We start from the raw sequence: 18,210 nt of genomic DNA, 5'->3' as shown, positions 1-18,210 counted from the left end.
AGACTATGCCAGAATTCGATACACTGACCATCGTGACCCATCCGCTTGTGCAACATAAGCTGAGCTTGATGCGCGATAAAAACTGCGCCTCCCAAGATTTCGCGCGGCTTTTAACCGAAATTTCGATGCTGATGGCCTATGAGGTGACCCGCGATTTGGCGGTTACCACCACCGCCGTTGAGACCCCGCTTGAGGTGATGGATGCGCCGACACTTGCAGGGAAAAAACTGGCTTTGATTTCGATTTTGCGGGCGGGCAACGGAATGCTTGAGGGGATGCGCGCCGTGATCCCCGCTGCGCGGGTTGGATTTGTCGGGCTGTATCGCAATGAGGAAACGCTTGAGCCCGTGGATTACTATCTCAACCTGCCCTCGCACCTGTCCCAACGTCATGTCATCGCCCTAGATCCCATGCTGGCCACGGGCAATTCGGCGGCTGCGGCGGTGGATAAAATCAAATCGGAAGGGGCCGTTGATATCAGTCTGATGACATTGCTGGCCGCCCCTGAGGGTGTCAGGACATTCGCCGCTCGCCATCCTGATGTGCCAATTTTTACCGCGGCCTTGGATCGCGGTTTGAACGAAAAGGGGTATATCCTTCCGGGTCTAGGGGATGCGGGGGATCGGATATTTGCCACCAAATGAGGGGCGGATATCTATTTGTTCTGTTATGTGCCTTTACTATGTCTAAATATTGATGCATTCTTGCCCCAATTCGGGGGCTTGAATGGTCAAAAAAGCAGTAAAATTTTGGGGCAGCATGGGATTTTCTGCAACGGTTCTATCCTCAATGGTTGCCGTTGCTGGGCAGGGGATCGCGCAGAACCTAAGGCCACCCGCGGAATTCCCCCCCCAGTCATTCACCTCTGAACAATATGTCGACAGCACAGGCTGTGCGTTCATTCGCACGGGGCAGGGGGCTTCGACAGATTGGATTCCGCGTATCTCGCGGGATCGCAGGCAGATTTGCGGTTTGCCGCCCTCCCTGTCGCAAATGGCGGCGGCCCCTGTCGCAACTGCCCCGGTTGTGGGTGCAGCGCCCGTGACACGGCCCGCACAGGCCCCCATGCGCCTGCGGGAACCCGTTGGTGTGGCACCCGCTGCGGCACCTGTCATGGCGATTGTTCCGCCCGTGCCAAGCCCGTCAAATAATTCCAATCGCTGCATCATTCGCGCCCGCGATGGCAGCGTGACCGAAATTCGCAGCCGCACGGCAATACGTTGTGGCCCGCAACCCATTCACCCTGCCGATGGGTTGGCCCGTTCTGAGGCTCGCGCGCCATTGGCGGTTCCCGCCATGATTGCGGGTGCCGCGACAGGACGGATTGGGGCAACGGATCCAAGCGGGATTATCGTGCCCGAAGGGTATCGGCCTGCGTGGTCAGATGGGCGTCTCAATCCGATGCGGGGGCCGCGCACGGCTACGGGTGATGCGCAAATGGCTCAGATTTGGGATCAGGGCGTGCCAGCGCGTCTGCAAAATGACCGCAGGGGACGCTTGCGCTTTGGCCTGCAAAATTTTTTCGCGGGCCTATTTAGCGGTGGCAGACCACCCGTTGCCACAGCGGTGGCAGCACCCGTGCCTATCCCACAGGCCATTGCAACGCCTCAAGCCATGGAGGCGCCGTCAATTTTCGTCAGCCGATCCACACGCGCGCAACCCGCCGCACAACCGCAGGGGCCCGTGACGCAATCAAGCCGCAATGCCCCAGCCGCAGAGGCAGCACCCGTCCCGCCCCGTAGCGGCCTAAGGGCCTCAGAACCTGCAACGGTTCAGGCAACAGCCATGCCCACAGTTTCCGTGACAGGGGCCTTGGTTCGCGCCGCCACCTATAGCACGCGGAACGAAGCCGCGCAGACCGCCGCGCAATTGGCTCAATTTGGCATGACTGCACGGCTTGGGCGTATGAGTTCGGGATATGCGGTTCTGGTCGGTCCGTTCTCAAGTGATGCAGCCACGCAACGCGCGGCATTGGCCCTGCGTGCGGCAGGGTTCACCTCGGCCCGCGTTCAGTGATCTGTTCACTCAGTGCAAATCTCCTGCAGGGCAACCCATCTCGTATCTTCTAGCAAGGGCGCATTTGGTGCTGTCCGCAGGGGGTCTGCCTCGATCAGGCTAAGGGTGTTTTCACCCGAGATATCGAGTGCGTAGGCGTAAGGCTGCGAGGAAATCTCGGCCTGTGCAAATTGCGATAAAAGCGCCTCATCGGCCACATCTGTTGGTGTTTCGGTCAGCAGACTGGCGGCGCGCGCAGCCAGATGCGTGTCGCTGATCTGGCCTGTGGTCAACAGTCGAAATGTCGCCCATAAACCCGCCTCTTGCAGCAGGGCTTGGGTGGGGTTGCTGTCCACCAAGCGTATATATTCCGACAATAAAAACCCTGCCAACACATCAGGGCTTTGGTAATCCTCAACCACGGATCGGTTGAGCACGATCAAATCACCGGGCAAATGTAGGCTTGCGGGCAGACCATCACGCAGAACCACAAGCCGCGGCACGGTCGGCGTGGCGATGAACACCCGCCGCGCAAGGGCTGCAAGCGCGGCTTGCCCCGCGGTTTGATTGCAGCTTGGCCCCGTCAGTTGGATCATCTCTGTGAGAATATCCTGACCTATTTCGCGCTTTTTTGCCTCGGGCAAAAGATGCACTGTCTGGCGCACCAAGGCATCAGGCAACCAAAACAGGCCCAAGCCCAGAACCACTGCCGCGGTTGTGGCCGCCAGAATACCACGCAACCGCCCCGGATGGGGGCGATGGCGGTCAATCATACTGCGCAGCTTTTCGATTGCGGCGATCATGTCCTCATCCGCGATCTCTAGGCTTTCGTCACTCCCCTCCACAGGCACATAAAGGGCTGGCAGCTCGCCTGGATTGACGCGGATCACCGCGGCCAGCGACCAATGGGTGAGCGCTGTTTCTGAAAGGGTCGATATGATCAAAGAAGTGTTGCCCAAATTGATCAACACTTCGCGGCGTTGGCTGTCGCCAACATCGCGCCAAAGGCCTGTGGCCTCTAGTTTTTGATATTCCTCTAACGCGGTCACGCACTGCCCTCGCGCTTATGCATCGCGAAACCCGTTATCTTTGCCCAAGGTTGGCGCAGGCATTAGGTCATAGGGATGTGCCCAATTGGGTTGGTGGGCCAAGCGGGTCAGCCATGCCGAAATCGCAGGATAATCGGCGCGCGTGAAATTGAAATTTTCAGGATAATAGAGATAGCCCGCGCAGGCGATATCCGCCGCTGAGACACTGTCGCAGGCAATCCAGTCGCGGGTGCTGAGCACCCCTTCGAGAATGGAAAGCGCGGCCTGCATCCGCCCCGTCAAATACCCAATAACGCCCGCATCTCGTTTGTCCTCGGGCGCGAAATTCATCAAAAACCGCAACGGCCCCGCAGTGCCCGAAACCTTTTGATTATCGAACAAAATCCACCGCAAGATTTCTTGACGATCTGCGGCACTCGCCCCTGCAAGTTTGCCTGTTTCATCCATAACCCAAGTTTGTATCAACCCTGATTGGGTCAGGATTTTACCCCCTGCATCTAGCACGGGAACTTCGCCCATTGGGTTTATTGCGCGAAACTCTGCACCGCGCGCCTCGCCGTTGAAGAAATCAACAAAACGGGGCTGCCAAGGCACACCTGCCAATGTTAGGCACAGCGCGGCTTTATAGGCATTTCCAGATTCCCCAAAACAATAGAGGGTGTTGGTCACGGCTCGGTTTCCTTATGTCACGTTATGACTGTGGGTCTTGATCCGATTTTCGGTCTGCCAGCATTTGCGCCACCAAATCAATTTGACTTTGCAAATCTCGAATGGCTTGGCCTAACTCGGTATATTGTGCCTGCATATCGTGCAATCTTTCACGCCCAACTTCTAGGCTTCTTTCCAGTTGCGTCACTTGATTGTCGCCAAGTGCATAAAGGTCAAGCAATTGTCGCATCGCCTCTAAGCTAAAGCCAAAGCGTTTGCCCTGTAAAATCAGTTTAAGACGTGCTTGATCGCTGCGGGAATAAAGCCGCTTTTGTCCCACACGCAAGGGGGCCAACAGCTCCTTGCTTTCGTAGAACCGAAGGCTGCGCGGCGTCACTTGAAACAGGGCGCACATCTCGCCGATGGTGCGAAAATCGGCCTCGCGCTGTGGGGCGTCTGATGGCATTTGCGGCATCCTCGGCTGATCCATGATTTGACCACAGCTTATCATAGAATTGGTATCGATGTAATTTGCGCATTGCCGCGGGCGCGCGCTGCGCGTTAGATGGTGCAGATCATTAACCCCAATTTGTTGGATTATGCCCGTGCCCTCCGACCAGTCGGATATCCTCCATGTCGCGCAAAGTTTCATCACGCAACTGCCCTATGCGGCGGCGTTGCAGATGAACATTGTTGCCCTTGGATCTGGGACTGCGGCGATGACGATGCGGGTTCTGCCCGATCTTTGTGATGCGGTGGGCGCGCTGCATGAAGGCGCACTTACGGCGCTGATGGACACCTGTGCAGGCACAGCAGTGGTGGCGCATGACAGCAAACCCCTTGCGACCGCGACCTTAGATCTGCGCCTTGATGTGATGGGCCAGAGTGCAAAAGGCACTGTTCTGGCCAAGGCGGAGTGTTACGCCATCAGGGGAAATGTGGCCTTTGTCACTGTGGCGGCCACTGATCAAGAGACAGGCGCGCTTTTGGCCAAAGCCAGCGGAAGTTTCACGGTCGAATATGGGCCAGAGGGCAAGGGTGTCTTGGAGATGGTCAACCCGCAAAAGAGGCAGGGCTGATGCAGCAGATTTTGAACCAGCTGCCCTATGCGCGGTTTTTGGGCCTAGAGGGCCAAAAGGGCGGGGTAATCAAATTGCCTTATCGTGGCGTTTTGATTGGCAATCCGATTTTGCCCGCGCTGCATGGCGGGGTTACAGCATCGGTGCTGCAGATCACGGCGCAAACCCATGTTATTGATGCGCTCTCTATCCCGCTGACAACCCCGCCAAAGTTGATTGATTTCACTGTGGATTATTTGCGCCGCGGCCTGCCCGAAGATGGGTTTGCCAAGGCGCAGCTGACCCGCGCGGGGCGCCGTTTTGCCTCGGTCTCGGTCACGATGTGGCAAGGTGATCCAGACACTCCCATTGCCGCGGCGCATGGCCATTTTGCCTTGGTGACAGCCCCATGACGGACCAGACCCCGCCCTTGACTCATGCGCGGGTGTTGCGCATCGCCGTGCCTGTGGTTTTGTCAAACATCACAGTGCCGCTTTTGGGTTTGGTCGACACGGGCGTTGTTGGCCAATTGGGTGATGCAGCTATGATCGGCGCGGTGGGCTTGGGTGCGATATCCATGACCACTGTGTTTTGGATTTTTGGATTCTTGCGCATGGGCACTGTCGGCTTGGCCGCGCAGGCCCATGGGGCAGGGGATCAGGCAGAAATCTCGGCCTTGCTGTCGCGTGTTTTGATGATTGGCGTGGTGGCTGGTGTGCTTTTGATCCTGCTGCAATCGGTAATTTTTGCGGCTATTTTTGCGATAGCCCCCGCAAGTGATGCGGTCGAGGCTTTGGCGCGCGATTACATGGCAATCCGCATTTGGTCTGCCCCCGCGGCAATCGCGATTTATGGCATCACGGGGTGGTTGATTGCCGCTGAACGCACAGGCGCCGTGTTCGTTTTGCAGCTCTGGATGAACGGGTTGAACATCCTGCTGTCAGTGGGGTTTGTGTTGGGTTTGGGCTATGATGTCGATGGTGTGGCCGCGGCCACGGCCATTGCAGAATGGTCGGGCTTGGCGCTTGGGCTTTATCTGTGTCGCGCGGGATTTTCGCAAGCGGCATGGCGCGATTGGCCGCGCGTTTTTGATCGCGGGCGGCTGTTGCATATGGCGCAGGTCAACACCGATATTTTGATCCGTTCCGTCTTTCTGATGGCGGGGTTTACCTCCTTCATCTATATCGGCTCGGATTTCGGGGATACGACCCTCGCTTCCAATCAAATTCTTATGCAATTCATCCATATTACCGCCTATGGGTTGGACGGATTTGCTTTTGCCGCCGAAAGTCTTGTTGGAAAATCCTTAGGGGCCAAAAACCGCGCCGCCTTGCGCCGCAGCGCCATGATGACGGCGCTTTGGTCGGGCGGTGTGGCGGTGGTGATGGCCGCAGCTTTTTGGGTCTTTGGAGGCGAGATTATTGATATTCTCACCACTGCGCCCGAAGTGCGGATTGAGGCGCGTGATTACCTGTTTTGGATGGTGCTTGCGCCGCTTGTTGGGTTTCAAGCATGGATTTTGGACGGGATATTCATTGGCGCAACCCGCACCCGTGACATGCGCAACATGATGGCCCTGTCTTTCGCAGGCTATGTCATACTGTGCCTGACGCTGATCCCCGCCTATGGAAATCACGGGTTATGGGCCGCGTTGTTGGGGATGTTCATCCTGCGCGGTCTCAGCCTTGGGGCGCGCTATCCCGCACTTGAGCGCAGCGCGACCTAAAGCAGCGTAAGGATATTTTCAGGCGGGCGGCCAATCGCGGCGGCGGTTTCACTGATCAAAACAGGGCGTTCAATCAGGCGTGGATCATCGGCCATGGCAGCCAAGATTGCGGCTTCATCCGTCAAATCCACCCCCGTTTCGCGGGCCTCTTTTGCGCGGATCAAATCGCGGGCAGGGCGGCCTAGTTTTGCGATCACTGCGGCCAGTTCGGCATGGGTGGGCGCGGCGTCTAAATAGGCGCGCGTGTCAAACTCGATGCCCCTCTCTGTCAGCAATGCCAAAGCCTGACGGGATTTCGAACAGCGTGGATTATGCCAGAGGGTCAAAGCCATGCGTCAACCCCCGTGCCGATGGCAGATTGCAAACTGTCATGGCCATCTTGCGCAAGAGCGGCGTCAAGGCCTTGAAGGATATCGGCAACCAAACCCATACCCCCATAAACAAGCCCCGTGTAAAGCTGCACCAAATGCGCGCCCGCCTTGATCTTGGCATAGGCTTGATCCGCATTGGCCACGCCCCCCACACCAATCAAGGCAATCTTGCCGCCTGTTTGCTGCGACAGTCGTGCCAGAACTTTGGTGGATCGCTCGAACAAGGGTTGCCCTGACAGGCCCCCAGTTTCGCGCCGATGGCGCCCGCGCAACCCCTCGCGTGAAATGGTGGTATTGGTGGCAATGATCCCCGCAAGCTGCATCCGCAAGGCAAGCTCTGCAATGGCGTCAATCTCGTCATTGGTCAGGTCAGGTGCAATTTTCACAAAGAGGGGCACGGGGCGCGCGAGATCAAAATTCGCATCCATTACCCCTTGCAACAAGCGCTCAAGCTGGTCTGCGGCCTGTAGGTCGCGCAGGTTCTCGGTGTTGGGCGAGGAGATGTTGATCGTAGCAAAATCAATCAGCCCCCCACAACGGGCCAAAACCAAAGCGTAATCTGCCGCGCGATCCGTGCTGGTTTTATTGGCGCCCAAATTCAAACCCAAAGGAATGCGATGGGGGCGCTCGGCCAGACGTTTGGATGCAGCCTCCATGCCTTCATTGTTAAAGCCAAAGCGATTGATCACTGCGCGGTCACGCGGCAGGCGAAACACACGGGGTTGCGGGTTTCCCGGTTGGGCCTGCGGCGTGATTGCCCCCACCTCAAGAAACCCCAACCCTGTTTCCATTAAGGGCGCAATTGCGGTGGCATTTTTGTCAAAGCCCGCCGCAAGGCCAAGCGGGTTTGGGAAATTCATCCCCGCCACAGTTGTTGCCAAACGTGCGGTGGTGATTGGCCCTGGTTTGGGGGCAAGCCCCATGTTCAGCGCGGTCAGCGCAAGACCATGCGCGCGTTCAGGCGAGATCAGGCGCAAGGCAGCAAGGGCGGCTTTTTCAAACATCAGATGTCCTAATCTCTCATCACCCGTTCAAATCGGGCAGAATGTGAAGACCATTTTCAAGCGTCAATTCATGATGCCATAAAACCCCGTCTAAGGGCAGCTTGCCATATAAATGTGGGAAAAGATCGCCGCCGCGCGACACCTCCCACCGCAGGGCATCGCCAAAGGCATCGGCCTCATAGGCGGCAAGGATCAATCCTTCGACAGCTGAAAAATGCTTGGCCAAGGTTTCGGCCACCTGCGCTGCGGTCGAGAAATGGATATAGCCATCGGCCTGATCAATCGGCGCGCCAAGGGTTTCTTTCTGGGCGCAAAGCGCGTCCCATTCGGAAGGGCGGAGAATTTTGAATATCAACATATGTGTGCTGTGCGGAAATCCGCATCATAGGTCAAGGCTCATTCATCCTTGACGAAAACGGGACGATGACTTACCCCCAGATTCAAGGACGCGGGTATGGTGTAATGGTAGCGCCCTAGCCTTCCAAGCTAGTCGTGCGGGTTCGATTCCCGCTACCCGCTCCACGCTCTCACCACTTCATCAGACTTGTATCATGGCCCAAGTTCCGCAAAGCTATGCGGTGTGAACAGGGCGCATGGGGCAAACTATGTCTAGGGCAGTCGTGATTGGTGGCACAGGCGGGATCGGCGCAGGCATTGCGCGGGTTTTGCTGCGCGAAGGATGGCAGGTCACGGCCACCGGCCTGGCCCCACAAGAGATTTCTGATTTTGCAGCGGCTATTCCACAGGTGGCCACAGCCCAGCTTGATGTCACGGACCAAGCGGCGGTGGATCAGTTTTTCGGACAGTTTGACGGGCTTGACGCTTTGGTGAATTGCGCAGGCGTTTTGTTTCGCGGCGCGGAATATGAAATGGATGTGTTCACCAAAGTGATCGAGATCAATCTGACAGGCACGATGCGCACTTGTGTTGCCGCCCATCCGCTGCTTGCGAAATCTAAAGGGGCTATTGTGAACACGGCCTCCATGCTGAGCACATTTGGAGGGCCGCTTGTTCCCGCTTATTCGGCCTCCAAGGGCGGTGTCGCGCAGTTGACAAAGGCCTTGGCGGGGAAATGGGCCGCGGACGGCGTGCGGGTCAATGCGATTGCGCCGGGATGGATCGAAACTGAGATGACCGCAGCCTTGCGCGAAGACCCCGCGCGAAACGGCCCCATTCTGGCGCGCACCCCGATGGGGCGGTGGGGCAAACCCGATGAAATAGGCGAGTTGGTTGCGTGGCTGTTATCGGCCCGTGCTGGCTTTGTGACAGGTGCCATTTATCCCGTGGATGGCGGCTATAGTGCAATGTGAGGTGACCATGCCCCTTCAGAAATCTGACCATGATCCAATGACCCCCTATCAGTTGCCCTTTCCCCAAGATGCATTGGAGGAGATTATGATCCCCAATGCCATCCCAGAAGATGAGCGGATTTGGGTGCCGCAGGCCCCGAATGTTTGGTTTCGGCCGCTCTGTCTTAATCGCTCGCAAGGGTATTGGATGAACCTGCTTAAGGTGACCAAATCGGGCGTGCTGTCGCGCCATCGCCATCCGCAGGCGGTGCATGGTTGGGTGTTGAAGGGACGGTGGCATTACCTTGAGCATGACTGGGAGGCCACAGCGGGCTCTTATGTTTACGAACCACCGGGCGAGACGCATACATTGGTCGTGCCCGAAGGGGTTGATGAGATGATCACCTTTTTTCAGGTCAATGGCGTCATGTGCTATGTCGATCCTTATGGCGAGGTTTTGGGCTATGAGGATGTCTTTACCAAGATTGATCTGTGCCGCGCGCATTACGAACGTGTCGGGCTTGGCGCAGATTACGTTGACCAATTCATCAGATGACAGATCATGCACCATCCCCGAATGCTGCGGAAGCTGGCTTTTGGGATGCGGTCTATCACGATCGCGCGGTTGATCAGCTTGGGTGGTATCAAGCAGATTACACCTACGCCCTTGCCCAAATCGCGGCGCTCAAGCTTGGGCCTGACGCGCCCATTCTAGATGCAGGGGCAGGGCGGTCAGGCTTGGCGCGTGGCTTGGCGCTTACAGGCTATCGCGATGTCACAGTCATCGATATTTCGGCCCATGCCATGACCCAAAGCAAGGCGGCCTGTCGTGATCTTGATCATCCGCCGCGCTTCATTTGTGCGGATTTGCGCAACTGGCAACCGCCCCGCCACTATCACCTTTGGCATGATCGCGCGGTGTTTCATTTCTTAACCGACCCTGACGCGCAGGCGGCCTATGTGCAGATGATGGCCCGCGCTGTGATCCCCAAGGGTCATGTGATCTTGTCGGTGTTTCACCAAGATGGCCCTGAGCGATGCAGCGGCCAGCCTGTGCAGCGTTATGATGCCGCCACGCTTGCTGGGCGACTGGGGTCAGATTTCACCTTGCACGCGGCGGAGACAGCCACGCATCACACGCCAAGCGGTGTTGCGCAGCTTTTCCTTAGGGCGCATTTTGTGCGGGCGGCAGGGGTGTCGGGGCAGAGCCCTCAACCCGCAATTTAACGCGCCCGCCGACCATCACGCTTTGCCCGAATTCCAAGACCGCGCCAGATTTTGCGCAGATGTTAATCGCGGTGATTTCTAACAGGGCCGCGCCATGGCGAATGCCCAATTGATGTGCCTGCAATTTTGTGGCCGCGCGCGCGTCAATTTGCGTGTCGCGGCGCAGGTAATCGTCAAATCCATCCGCCGCAAAGGCCGCTGTAATCGAAGGGTCGCGGGTAAGATTGTCCAATAAATTCGGCAGCCTTGCGGCAGGAAAGCAAGATGAAAACAGCGACAGAGCCACCCCATCGGCATAGGATAGACCCTCTGCGTGATGCACCAATTCCCCCTCGCGGATATCGAGCATTTCGGCCTCTTTGGCATCAGCAGGGCGGCTGAACAATGCGGTGTAACGTCTGTCGGGCACACGGCCTGTTGCGCGGATGGCTTGGGAAAACCGCACCCTTGGCCCAATCTGATAGGGGGTCTGGGCTTCGGTTGCAAAAACGCCTGCGCCTTGGCGGCTAAGGGCCAGCCCTGCCTCAACCAGACTTGCGATGGCGCGGCGCACCGTATGGCGGTTCACGCCAAAGCGGGCGGCCAATTCCGCCTCCGTGGGCAATTTCGTGCCCGCTGCAAAGCGTCCCAAACGGATATCGGTTTCAAGGTCGTTTCGAATTTCTGTCCAGATCGTGGCTTTGGGCATCTGTCATCAAAATTTCATCAAAAGCCGCTTGTGAGGGGGCAGGGTTGAGCGTAAAGTTTGTCTAGTTGTATATTTTATCGGATAACTTCGCAAGATGTCGAATTTAGGCGAACACATCGAACGGCAAGCATGGCTGTCCACAATGGCACAGGCCCCCGCAGATCGCCTGATCGCGCTGTGCCAATCCGCAGGCGTTGAGGTGCCGCATAGCGTTTTGCGTGCGCCTGAAATTGGCACGGTCATGGTGCGTGGGCGCGCAGGTGCGGTGGGCGCTGCGTTTAATCTCGGTGAAATGACTGTCACCCGCGCCTCGGTGCGCCTCAATGAAAGCGGTGCGGTTGGGCACGGATATGTGCAGGGCCGCAGTCATGAGGCCGCAACCTATGCCGCGCTTGTCGATGCGCTGTGTCAGACCGATCAGGGGTCGGCTTTGATCGCCTCCGTGATCGCCCCTTTGCGTGCGGAGAAAGCGGCGCGTGAGGGCGCGCGGGCGGCGCGCGCGGCGGGAACAAAGGTTGAATTTTTCACCATGGTTCGGGGGGAATGAGCATGGCACTGTCTGAGCCAAATGTGACCGATGCGATGGGGGGCGGGTTCGCCAATCCCCCGCGCGATGCGGCAATTGCCTTTCGCGCGGCTTTGGATGTGATGGCCCGTCCTGGGGTGATCCGCGAAATTTCAGGCGGGCATCCGCCGCTGCCCTTATCCCCTGCCGCAGGCAGTTTGCTGCTGGTTCTTTGTGATCCCGAAACACGGGTTTACCTTTCCCCGTCTTGCGACAAAGACGCCATTCGCGCATGGCTGCGCTTTCACTCGGGCGCGCCTCTGGTTGCCGCGGATGAGGCGGATTTCGCCATTGGCCCATGGGATGAGCTTTGCCTTGATCTCGCGCGCATGCGTCAAGGCGTGCAAGATTACCCTGACCGCTCTGTCACATTGATCGTTGAGATGGATCATCTCGCGGCGGAGGGGGTGCGCTTGACGGGGCCAGGCATTCAGGCGGAGGCCTATCTTAATCTGCCCGAGACCGCGGCCTTTGTCGCCAATGCGCGCCGCTTCCCGCTTGGGTTTGACACGTTCTTCACATCAGACAGCCAAATAGCGGCCCTGCCGCGATCCACCCGTATTGAGGGGGCTTCCTGATGTATGTTGCGGTAAAGGGGGGCGAGCGGGCGATTGACGCCGCCCATGAATGGCTGGCCGATGAGCGGCGCGGCGCAACCGATGTGGCGGAACTGACTATTCCGCAAATTCGCGAACAGCTTAGCTTGGCTGTCAATCGGGTCATGGCCGAAGGTTCACTATACGATCCTGATTTGGCGGCTCTGGCGATCAAGCAGGCGCGCGGCGATATGATTGAGGCGATTTTTCTGATCCGCGCCTATCGCACCACCTTGCCCCGTTTTGGGGTGAGCGCCCCGATTGATACTGGCGCGATGCGCTGTGATCGGCGCATCTCGGCCACCTTTAAGGATCTGCCGGGCGGGCAGATCTTGGGGCCAACCTTTGACTACACCCACCGCCTTTTGGATTTCGCTTTGATGGCGGAGGGGGCGGTGTCGCCCGAAGCCGAAGAAGCCGCCCTAGTGGACGCCGCACCTTTGCCGCATGTCACCGAATTTCTGGATCGCGAGGGCCTATTGCAGCCCGAGCCTGAGGATAACACGCCCCCGCGTGATCTGACGCGCGAGCCGTTGGATTTCCCCGCGGATCGTCCGCTGAAACTTCAGGCCTTGGCGCGTGGCGATGAGGGTTTTGTTCTCTCCATGGCTTATTCCACGCAACGGGGCTATGCGCGCAACCACCCGTTCGTAGGCGAATTGCGGATCGGGCGCGTGGCTGTGTCGATGGATATTCCCGAATTGGGGTTTGCGATTGATCTCGGCGAGATCACGGTCAGCGAATGTGAAACCGTGAACCAATTCACAGGCAGCAAGACCGAGCCGCCGCAATTCACCCGCGGTTATGGTTTGGTCTTTGGGCAATCCGAACGCAAAGCGATTTCCATGGCCCTCGTGGATCGCGCCTTGCGATGGGAGGAATTGGGTGAGGATGATGTGGGCGCGCCCGCGCAAGACGCAGAGTTTGTCCTGTCCCATTCTGATAATGTGCAAGCAACTGGGTTCCTCGAACATATCAAACTGCCCCATTATGTGGATTTCCAATCTGAATTGGAACTGATCCGCCGCCTGCGCGCCGAGGCGATGATGGCATCTACAGGCCCACGGGAGGCTGCAGAATGAGCTATAATTTTGCCTATCTGGATGAGCAGACCAAGCGGATGATCCGCCGCGCTATTCTGAAGGGGGTGGCCATTCCAGGCTATCAGGTGCCCTTCGCAAGCCGCGAAATGCCGATGCCCTATGGGTGGGGCACGGGCGGCGTGCAGGTTTCTGCCGCCTGTCTGACCCCTGATGATGTATTCAAAGTCATCGACCAAGGCGCGGATGACACGACCAATGCCGTCTCCATTCGCCGCTTTTTCGAGAAAACCGCAGGCGTGGCCGTGACCGAGAAAACCACAGAGGCCACCGTGATCCAAACGCGCCACCGTATCCCTGAAACGCCACTCAGCGCAGATCAGATTTTGGTCTATCAAGTGCCAATCCCCGAGCCGCTGCGTTTCCTAGAGCCGCGTGAAACCGAAACGCGCAAGATGCATGGGCTTGAGGAATATGGCCTGATGCATGTCAAGCTTTACGAGGACATTGCGCGCCATGGCGAGATTGCGACCGCCTATGCCTATCCTGTGAAGGTGGAAGATCGCTATGTGATGGATCCCTCTCCAATCCCGAAATTCGACAATCCCAAATTGGAAAGCCCTGCCTTGCAATTGTTTGGGGCGGGACGTGAGCAAAGGATTTACGCGCTGCCGCCCTATACCAAGGTCGTAAGTCTCGATTTTGAAGATTACCCCTTTGATCCGTCAAAAGCGGCACATCCTTGTGCGCTATGTGGGGCTGAAGACAGCTATTTAGATGAGGTGATCGTGGATGATGCGGGTGGGCGGATGTTTGTCTGTTCCGACACAGATTACTGCGCCAGCCGCCGCGAGACAGGAGAGGCCGCATGACCCCGCTTTTGCAAGTGCGTAATATTGAGAAACGATACGGCGCGCGGATTGGCTGTGCAGATGTCTCGTTTGATCTTTATCCAGGCGAAGTCTTGGGGATTGTGGGGGAGTCTGGGTCAGGTAAGTCCACGCTGCTCAATTGCCTCGCGGGGCATCAGAGCCCTGATCAGGGGGAGGTGATTTTTGACACCCGTGCCGATGGCCCCCGTGATGTCCGTCAGATGCCCGAGGCCGAGCGGCGGATGCTGTCGCGCACTGATTGGGCCTTTGTGCATCAAAATCCGCGTGATGGATTGCGGATGCGGGTATCCGCAGGCGGCAATGTCGGCGAGCGGTTGATGGCGGTCGGCGCGCGTCATTATGGCGATATTCGCCAGACAGCGGGTGACTGGCTGAGCAAGGTTGAAATCGACACCGCCCGCATGGATGATCGCCCTTCGGCCTTTTCAGGTGGGATGCAGCAGCGCCTGCAAATCGCGCGCAATTTGGTGACAGGCCCGCGCCTTGTTTTTATGGACGAACCCACGGGCGGCTTGGATGTAAGTGTGCAGGCACGGCTGTTGGATTTGCTGCGCGGTCTTGTCCGCCGTATGGGTCTTTCGGCCATTATCGTCACCCATGATTTGGCGGTGGTGCGTCTTTTGGCAGATCGGCTGATGGTGATGAAATCGGGCCATGTTGTGGAAACAGGTTTGACCGATCAGGTCTTGGATGATCCGCAACACGCCTATACGCAGCTTTTGGTATCTTCGGTTTTGCAGGTGTGAGGGATGACGATGATCACAGTCACAGATTTGGGAAAATCTTTTACCCTGCACAATCAAAACAGCGCGGTGATCCCCGTGCTGGAGGGCGCGAATTTTTCCGTAGCGGCGGGCGAATGTGTCGCCCTGACAGGGGAAAGCGGGGCAGGGAAATCCACTGTCATGCGCATCCTTTACGGAAATTATCTGGCGCAAGCGGGGCGTGTGGTGGTGAACGGGTTGGACATCACCACCGCTACCCCGCGTGAGATTTTGACCCTACGGCGCGAGGTTTTAGGGTATGTCAGCCAGTTCTTGCGCGTGGTGCCGCGCGTGCCCACCCTAGAGGTTGTGGCAGAACCTCTCTTGTCTCTTGGTGTGGCTGAGGACGAAGCGCGCGCGCGGGCCGCAGATTTGCTGACGCGGTTGCGTATCCCCGAACGGCTGTGGCCGTTATCGCCCACGACATTCTCGGGCGGTGAACAGCAACGCGTCAACATCGCGCGCGGATTTGCACATCGGTATCCCGTTTTGCTGTTGGATGAGCCAACCGCCAGCCTTGATGCCCAGAACCGCGAGACGGTGCTATCGCTGATCGAAGAGGCGAAGGCAGAAGGGGCTGCGATCGTTGGAATTTTCCATGACCTTGAAGCGCGCGAGCGGGTAGCGGATCGCGCCATTGATGTCAGCGTCTTTACCCCAAGGAAGATCGCATGAAGACAGGCCGCCTCATTGCGGTTGTTGGCCCCTCTGGCGTGGGCAAAGACAGCGTGATGGCAGGGCTGATGGCCCGCCATCCAGATTTGCGCGCGGCCAAACGCGTGATCACCCGCCCCAGTGATGCGGGGGGTGAGGCGTTTGATGGGGTCAGCGCAGATGAATTTGCGCGTCTCAAGGGGAAGGGGGCCTTTGCCTTGTCATGGCAGGCGCATGGCCTCTCTTATGGTATTCCCGCTGAGGTGGCCGATTGGATTGCCGCAGGTCATGATGTCCTTGCAAACCTGTCTCGCAATATGTTGAGCGAGGCTGCATTGCGATTTACGCATGTGGTGGTTCTGTCCATCACCGCAAGCCCTGCGGTTTTGGCCACGCGTCTTGCCGCGCGCGGGCGCGAGGACGCACAGGATATCGCCGCACGTCTGGCGCGACAGGTTCCTTTGCCCGAGGGCCTGAATGTCGTGGAAATTGACAATAGCGGCACGTTAGAGGTCGCCATCGCCGCCGCTGAGGCAGGCTTATTCAAAGGATAGAACAATCATGAGCAGCGAAGTGATTTTCGGCAATGCGCAGATCGTTACTGTGGATCGGGTCTTTGCAGGCAGCGTGATTGTGCAAGATGGGGTCATTGCGGATATCCATGAAGGCGCCACCTTGCCGCGTGGCGCGATTGATTGCGAGGGCGATTATCTGACGCCCGGTCTGGTTGAATTGCACACCGACAATCTTGAGCGGCACATGCAACCGCGCCCGTCAGTTGATTGGCCCCATGATGCGGCCATTATCGCCCATGATGCCGAACTGGCAGGGGCAGGGATCACGACAGTTTTCGATGCCATGCGCATTGGGTCGATTAATTCGGGCAAAACCCGTTACGAACGCTATGCCCGTCCTTTGGCCAGCGAGATGTTGGCCCTGCGCGATCAAGGGATGCTGAAGATCAGCCATTTTCTACACCTGCGTGCCGAAATCTGTTCCGAAACCTTGGCCGAAGAATTGGCAGAATTTGGCCCAGCAGACCGCGTGGGTTTGGTGAGCCTCATGGATCACACACCAGGGCAACGGCAATTCCGTGATCTGTCCAAGCTCAAAGCCTATGTGATGGGTAAGAACAATCTCAGTGAGGATGAATGGTTAGACCATATCGCACATCTGACAGAGATGCGTGCGCGGTTTGGGGATATGCACGAACAGGCCGCAGTGGATCACGCCCGCCGCTATGGTGCGCTTTTGGCAAGCCATGATGACACCACCGCGGATCATGTCGAAAAATCTGCGGGCTACGGGATCAAATTGGCCGAATTCCCCACCACGCGCGAGGCGGCTGAGGCCTGCCATAGGCATGGCATCGCGGTTATGATGGGCGCGCCCAATTTGATCCGTGGCGCGTCACATTCGGGCAATGTTTCGGCTGCCGAACTGGCCGAAGCAGGCCTGTTGGATATCATCTCCTCTGATTATGTCCCTGCTGCGCTTTTGCTGTCAGCTTATCGCTTGGGGCAAATGTGGAATGATCTGCCGCGCGCCATCGCCACAGTAACGGCCAACCCAGCTGAAGCTGCGGGTTTGCAGGATCGTGGCCGCATCGAACAAGGCTTGCGCGGTGACGTTTTGCGCCTGTCCGTTGCGGGTGGCACACCGCGTTTGCGCGGGGTCTGGTCGCGCGGCTTGCGCGTTGCCTGACCGATGATTTTTTTACGAAACGGTAACAATTCGGTCATGTAACTGACTCACTGCACAGCGATACGGCCCTCAAGATTTTGGAAGGGGGCCTTATGCTCGAAGTGCGCAACGTAACCCGGGTTTTTGGCAGCAAGATTGCCGTTGACCGTGTTAGCTTTTCTATCGACCGACCTGCCTTTGTCGGGATCATTGGTCGCTCTGGGGCGGGCAAGTCCACCTTTCTTCGAATGATGAACCGCCTGACCGATGCCACGGATGGCGAAATTCTGGTTGATGGCACCAATGTGCTTGCCTATCGCGGTGCGGATGCGCGCGCATGGCAAAGCCGCTGCGCCATGATCTTTCAGCAGTTTAATCTTGTGCCGCGCCTCGATGTTGTCTCGAATGTGTTGCATGGGAAATTGAACCACGCTTCGACCTTGGCCACGATGTTTAATCTTTGGTCAAAGGCCGATATTTCCCGCGCGATTGATATTCTTGATCGTCTGGGCATTGCCGAACAAGCACCCAAACGGGCCGAGGCGTTGTCCGGTGGTCAACAGCAACGGGTCGCTATCGCCCGCGCCTTGATGCAAGACCCCCAGATCATTCTGGCCGATGAGCCAATTGCCAGCCTTGATCCCATGAACGCCCAAATCGTGATGGATACGCTCAAGCGGATCAACACAGAAGACGGGCGCATGGTGATTGCGAACCTGCACACATTGGATACGGCGCGCCAATATTGTGACCGCGTGATCGGAATGCGGGACGGGCGCATCGTGTTTGATGGCACCCCTGAGCAACTGACCACGGGTGTCGCGCGCGACATTTATGGCGCGGATGAAACATTCAACGAATTCGCTACCTCTACCAAGATTTCGGGTGCTGAGGCGGTGGCGGAAAAGCGGGTCAAAAATCCCGCGATGCAAGGTCTGATCTAAGACCAAAACCCCAGTC

General features: G+C 57.6%; 24 protein-coding genes and 1 tRNA gene. 18 read left to right on the top strand and 7 right to left on the bottom strand.

Annotated features, from left to right (window positions below):
• Positions 1-5 precede the first annotated feature (5 nt).
• On the top strand, positions 6-644 hold the full coding sequence (upp, locus tag RYZ18_RS05790) for a uracil phosphoribosyltransferase (protein WP_317655453.1): 639 nt from the start codon (positions 6-8) through the stop codon (positions 642-644).
• An 82-nt stretch (positions 645-726) separates the two neighbouring features.
• Entirely contained in the window at positions 727-2,016 is a 1,290-nt protein-coding gene (locus tag RYZ18_RS05785) for an SPOR domain-containing protein (protein ID WP_317655452.1), read from the top strand.
• A gap of 5 nt (positions 2,017-2,021) precedes the next feature.
• On the opposite strand, the gene RYZ18_RS05780 is transcribed toward RYZ18_RS05785, so the two are convergent.
• Genes RYZ18_RS05780 through RYZ18_RS05770 form a run of 3 tightly spaced genes read right to left on the bottom strand, consistent with a single transcriptional unit; the run spans position 2,022 to position 4,158 of the window.
• Positions 2,022-3,044: a hypothetical protein gene (locus RYZ18_RS05780; protein WP_317655450.1), complete on the bottom strand. Its 1,023-nt coding sequence runs from the start codon at positions 3,042-3,044 to the stop codon at positions 2,022-2,024.
• Positions 3,045-3,059: 15 nt separating this feature from the next.
• Positions 3,060-3,713: a glutathione S-transferase family protein gene (locus RYZ18_RS05775; protein ID WP_317655449.1), complete on the bottom strand. Its 654-nt coding sequence runs from the start codon at positions 3,711-3,713 to the stop codon at positions 3,060-3,062.
• Between the two features lie 22 nt (positions 3,714-3,735).
• Entirely contained in the window at positions 3,736-4,158 is a 423-nt protein-coding gene (locus RYZ18_RS05770) for a MerR family transcriptional regulator (protein ID WP_317655448.1), read from the bottom strand.
• Between the two features lie 139 nt (positions 4,159-4,297).
• Here RYZ18_RS05770 and RYZ18_RS05765 point away from each other — a divergent pair, with 139 nt between their 5' ends.
• The 3 genes from RYZ18_RS05765 to RYZ18_RS05755 are packed head-to-tail and all read left to right on the top strand — an operon-like array spanning position 4,298 to position 6,476.
• Entirely contained in the window at positions 4,298-4,771 is a 474-nt protein-coding gene (locus RYZ18_RS05765; protein WP_317655447.1) for a PaaI family thioesterase, read from the top strand.
• Positions 4,771-5,163, top strand: a complete 393-nt coding sequence (locus RYZ18_RS05760) for a PaaI family thioesterase (protein ID WP_317655446.1) — start codon at positions 4,771-4,773, stop codon at positions 5,161-5,163. The genes RYZ18_RS05765 and RYZ18_RS05760 overlap by 1 nt, the downstream gene beginning before the upstream one ends.
• Positions 5,160-6,476: an MATE family efflux transporter gene (locus RYZ18_RS05755; protein ID WP_317655445.1), complete on the top strand. Its 1,317-nt coding sequence runs from the start codon at positions 5,160-5,162 to the stop codon at positions 6,474-6,476. The genes RYZ18_RS05760 and RYZ18_RS05755 overlap by 4 nt, the downstream gene beginning before the upstream one ends.
• On the opposite strand, the gene arsC is transcribed toward RYZ18_RS05755, so the two are convergent.
• The 3 genes from arsC to RYZ18_RS05740 are packed head-to-tail and all read right to left on the bottom strand — an operon-like array spanning position 6,473 to position 8,209.
• Positions 6,473-6,808 carry an arsenate reductase (glutaredoxin) gene (gene arsC, locus RYZ18_RS05750; protein WP_317655444.1) on the bottom strand — a complete coding sequence of 112 codons (336 nt, stop codon included), beginning with the start codon at positions 6,806-6,808 and terminating at the stop codon, positions 6,473-6,475. The two genes, RYZ18_RS05755 and arsC, sit on opposite strands and share 4 nt — an antisense overlap.
• The gene (locus tag RYZ18_RS05745; protein ID WP_317655443.1) at positions 6,799-7,851 is read right to left on the bottom strand and encodes a quinone-dependent dihydroorotate dehydrogenase; all 1,053 of its coding nucleotides are present in this window, start codon (positions 7,849-7,851) and stop codon (positions 6,799-6,801) included. The genes arsC and RYZ18_RS05745 overlap by 10 nt, the downstream gene beginning before the upstream one ends.
• A gap of 19 nt (positions 7,852-7,870) precedes the next feature.
• Positions 7,871-8,209, bottom strand: coding sequence for a DUF952 domain-containing protein (locus tag RYZ18_RS05740; protein WP_317655442.1), 339 nt, complete (start codon positions 8,207-8,209; stop codon positions 7,871-7,873).
• A 90-nt stretch (positions 8,210-8,299) separates the two neighbouring features.
• Here RYZ18_RS05740 and RYZ18_RS05735 point away from each other — a divergent pair.
• The 4 genes from RYZ18_RS05735 to RYZ18_RS05720 all read left to right on the top strand — a co-directional run bounded on the left by RYZ18_RS05735 (position 8,300) and on the right by RYZ18_RS05720 (position 10,367).
• Positions 8,300-8,373 (top strand) — tRNA-Gly (locus RYZ18_RS05735).
• An 83-nt stretch (positions 8,374-8,456) separates the two neighbouring features.
• Positions 8,457-9,161, top strand: coding sequence for an SDR family NAD(P)-dependent oxidoreductase (locus RYZ18_RS05730; RefSeq protein WP_317655441.1), 705 nt, complete (start codon positions 8,457-8,459; stop codon positions 9,159-9,161).
• A 7-nt stretch (positions 9,162-9,168) separates the two neighbouring features.
• A complete protein-coding gene (locus tag RYZ18_RS05725) occupies positions 9,169-9,696 on the top strand; it encodes a 2,4'-dihydroxyacetophenone dioxygenase family protein (protein WP_317655440.1) in 528 nt (175 codons plus the stop codon).
• Positions 9,693-10,367, top strand: coding sequence for a class I SAM-dependent methyltransferase (locus RYZ18_RS05720; RefSeq protein WP_317655439.1), 675 nt, complete (start codon positions 9,693-9,695; stop codon positions 10,365-10,367). Before RYZ18_RS05725 ends, RYZ18_RS05720 begins: the two co-directional genes overlap by 4 nt.
• On the opposite strand, the gene phnF is transcribed toward RYZ18_RS05720, so the two are convergent.
• Positions 10,306-11,055: a phosphonate metabolism transcriptional regulator PhnF gene (gene phnF, locus RYZ18_RS05715; protein ID WP_317655438.1), complete on the bottom strand. Its 750-nt coding sequence runs from the start codon at positions 11,053-11,055 to the stop codon at positions 10,306-10,308. The two genes, RYZ18_RS05720 and phnF, sit on opposite strands and share 62 nt — an antisense overlap.
• 94 nt (positions 11,056-11,149) lie before the next feature.
• On the opposite strand from phnF, the gene phnG reads away from it, so the two are divergent.
• The 9 genes from phnG (at position 11,150) to phnC (ending at position 18,194) form a co-directional block, all read left to right on the top strand.
• Positions 11,150-11,602, top strand: a complete 453-nt coding sequence (phnG, locus tag RYZ18_RS05710; RefSeq protein WP_317655437.1) for a phosphonate C-P lyase system protein PhnG — start codon at positions 11,150-11,152, stop codon at positions 11,600-11,602.
• Between the two features lie 2 nt (positions 11,603-11,604).
• Complete coding sequence (gene phnH / locus RYZ18_RS05705) at positions 11,605-12,198, top strand: phosphonate C-P lyase system protein PhnH (RefSeq protein ID WP_317655436.1); 594 nt, start codon at positions 11,605-11,607, stop codon at positions 12,196-12,198.
• Complete coding sequence (locus RYZ18_RS05700; RefSeq protein ID WP_317655434.1) at positions 12,198-13,298, top strand: carbon-phosphorus lyase complex subunit PhnI; 1,101 nt, start codon at positions 12,198-12,200, stop codon at positions 13,296-13,298. Before phnH ends, RYZ18_RS05700 begins: the two co-directional genes overlap by 1 nt.
• Complete coding sequence (locus RYZ18_RS05695; RefSeq protein WP_317655432.1) at positions 13,295-14,128, top strand: alpha-D-ribose 1-methylphosphonate 5-phosphate C-P-lyase PhnJ; 834 nt, start codon at positions 13,295-13,297, stop codon at positions 14,126-14,128. Before RYZ18_RS05700 ends, RYZ18_RS05695 begins: the two co-directional genes overlap by 4 nt.
• Complete coding sequence (gene phnK, locus RYZ18_RS05690) at positions 14,125-14,895, top strand: phosphonate C-P lyase system protein PhnK (protein WP_317655431.1); 771 nt, start codon at positions 14,125-14,127, stop codon at positions 14,893-14,895. The genes RYZ18_RS05695 and phnK overlap by 4 nt, the downstream gene beginning before the upstream one ends.
• Positions 14,896-14,904: 9 nt before the next feature.
• The gene (gene phnL, locus RYZ18_RS05685; RefSeq protein WP_317655832.1) at positions 14,905-15,588 is read left to right on the top strand and encodes a phosphonate C-P lyase system protein PhnL; all 684 of its coding nucleotides are present in this window, start codon (positions 14,905-14,907) and stop codon (positions 15,586-15,588) included.
• Positions 15,585-16,121 carry a phosphonate metabolism protein/1,5-bisphosphokinase (PRPP-forming) PhnN gene (gene phnN, locus RYZ18_RS05680; protein WP_317655429.1) on the top strand — a complete coding sequence of 179 codons (537 nt, stop codon included), beginning with the start codon at positions 15,585-15,587 and terminating at the stop codon, positions 16,119-16,121. Before phnL ends, phnN begins: the two co-directional genes overlap by 4 nt.
• A gap of 7 nt (positions 16,122-16,128) precedes the next feature.
• Positions 16,129-17,271: an alpha-D-ribose 1-methylphosphonate 5-triphosphate diphosphatase gene (locus RYZ18_RS05675; RefSeq protein WP_317655428.1), complete on the top strand. Its 1,143-nt coding sequence runs from the start codon at positions 16,129-16,131 to the stop codon at positions 17,269-17,271.
• Between the two features lie 92 nt (positions 17,272-17,363).
• Complete coding sequence (gene phnC / locus RYZ18_RS05670) at positions 17,364-18,194, top strand: phosphonate ABC transporter ATP-binding protein (RefSeq protein WP_317655427.1); 831 nt, start codon at positions 17,364-17,366, stop codon at positions 18,192-18,194.
• Positions 18,195-18,210: the final 16 nt, after the last annotated feature.

Origin of the sequence: Roseovarius sp. 10 (genome assembly GCF_033100315.1) — a bacterium.
In the GTDB taxonomy this organism is placed as follows: Bacteria; Pseudomonadota; Alphaproteobacteria; order Rhodobacterales; family Rhodobacteraceae; genus M30B80.
This window is presented reverse-complemented; position numbering and strand designations above follow the sequence as displayed.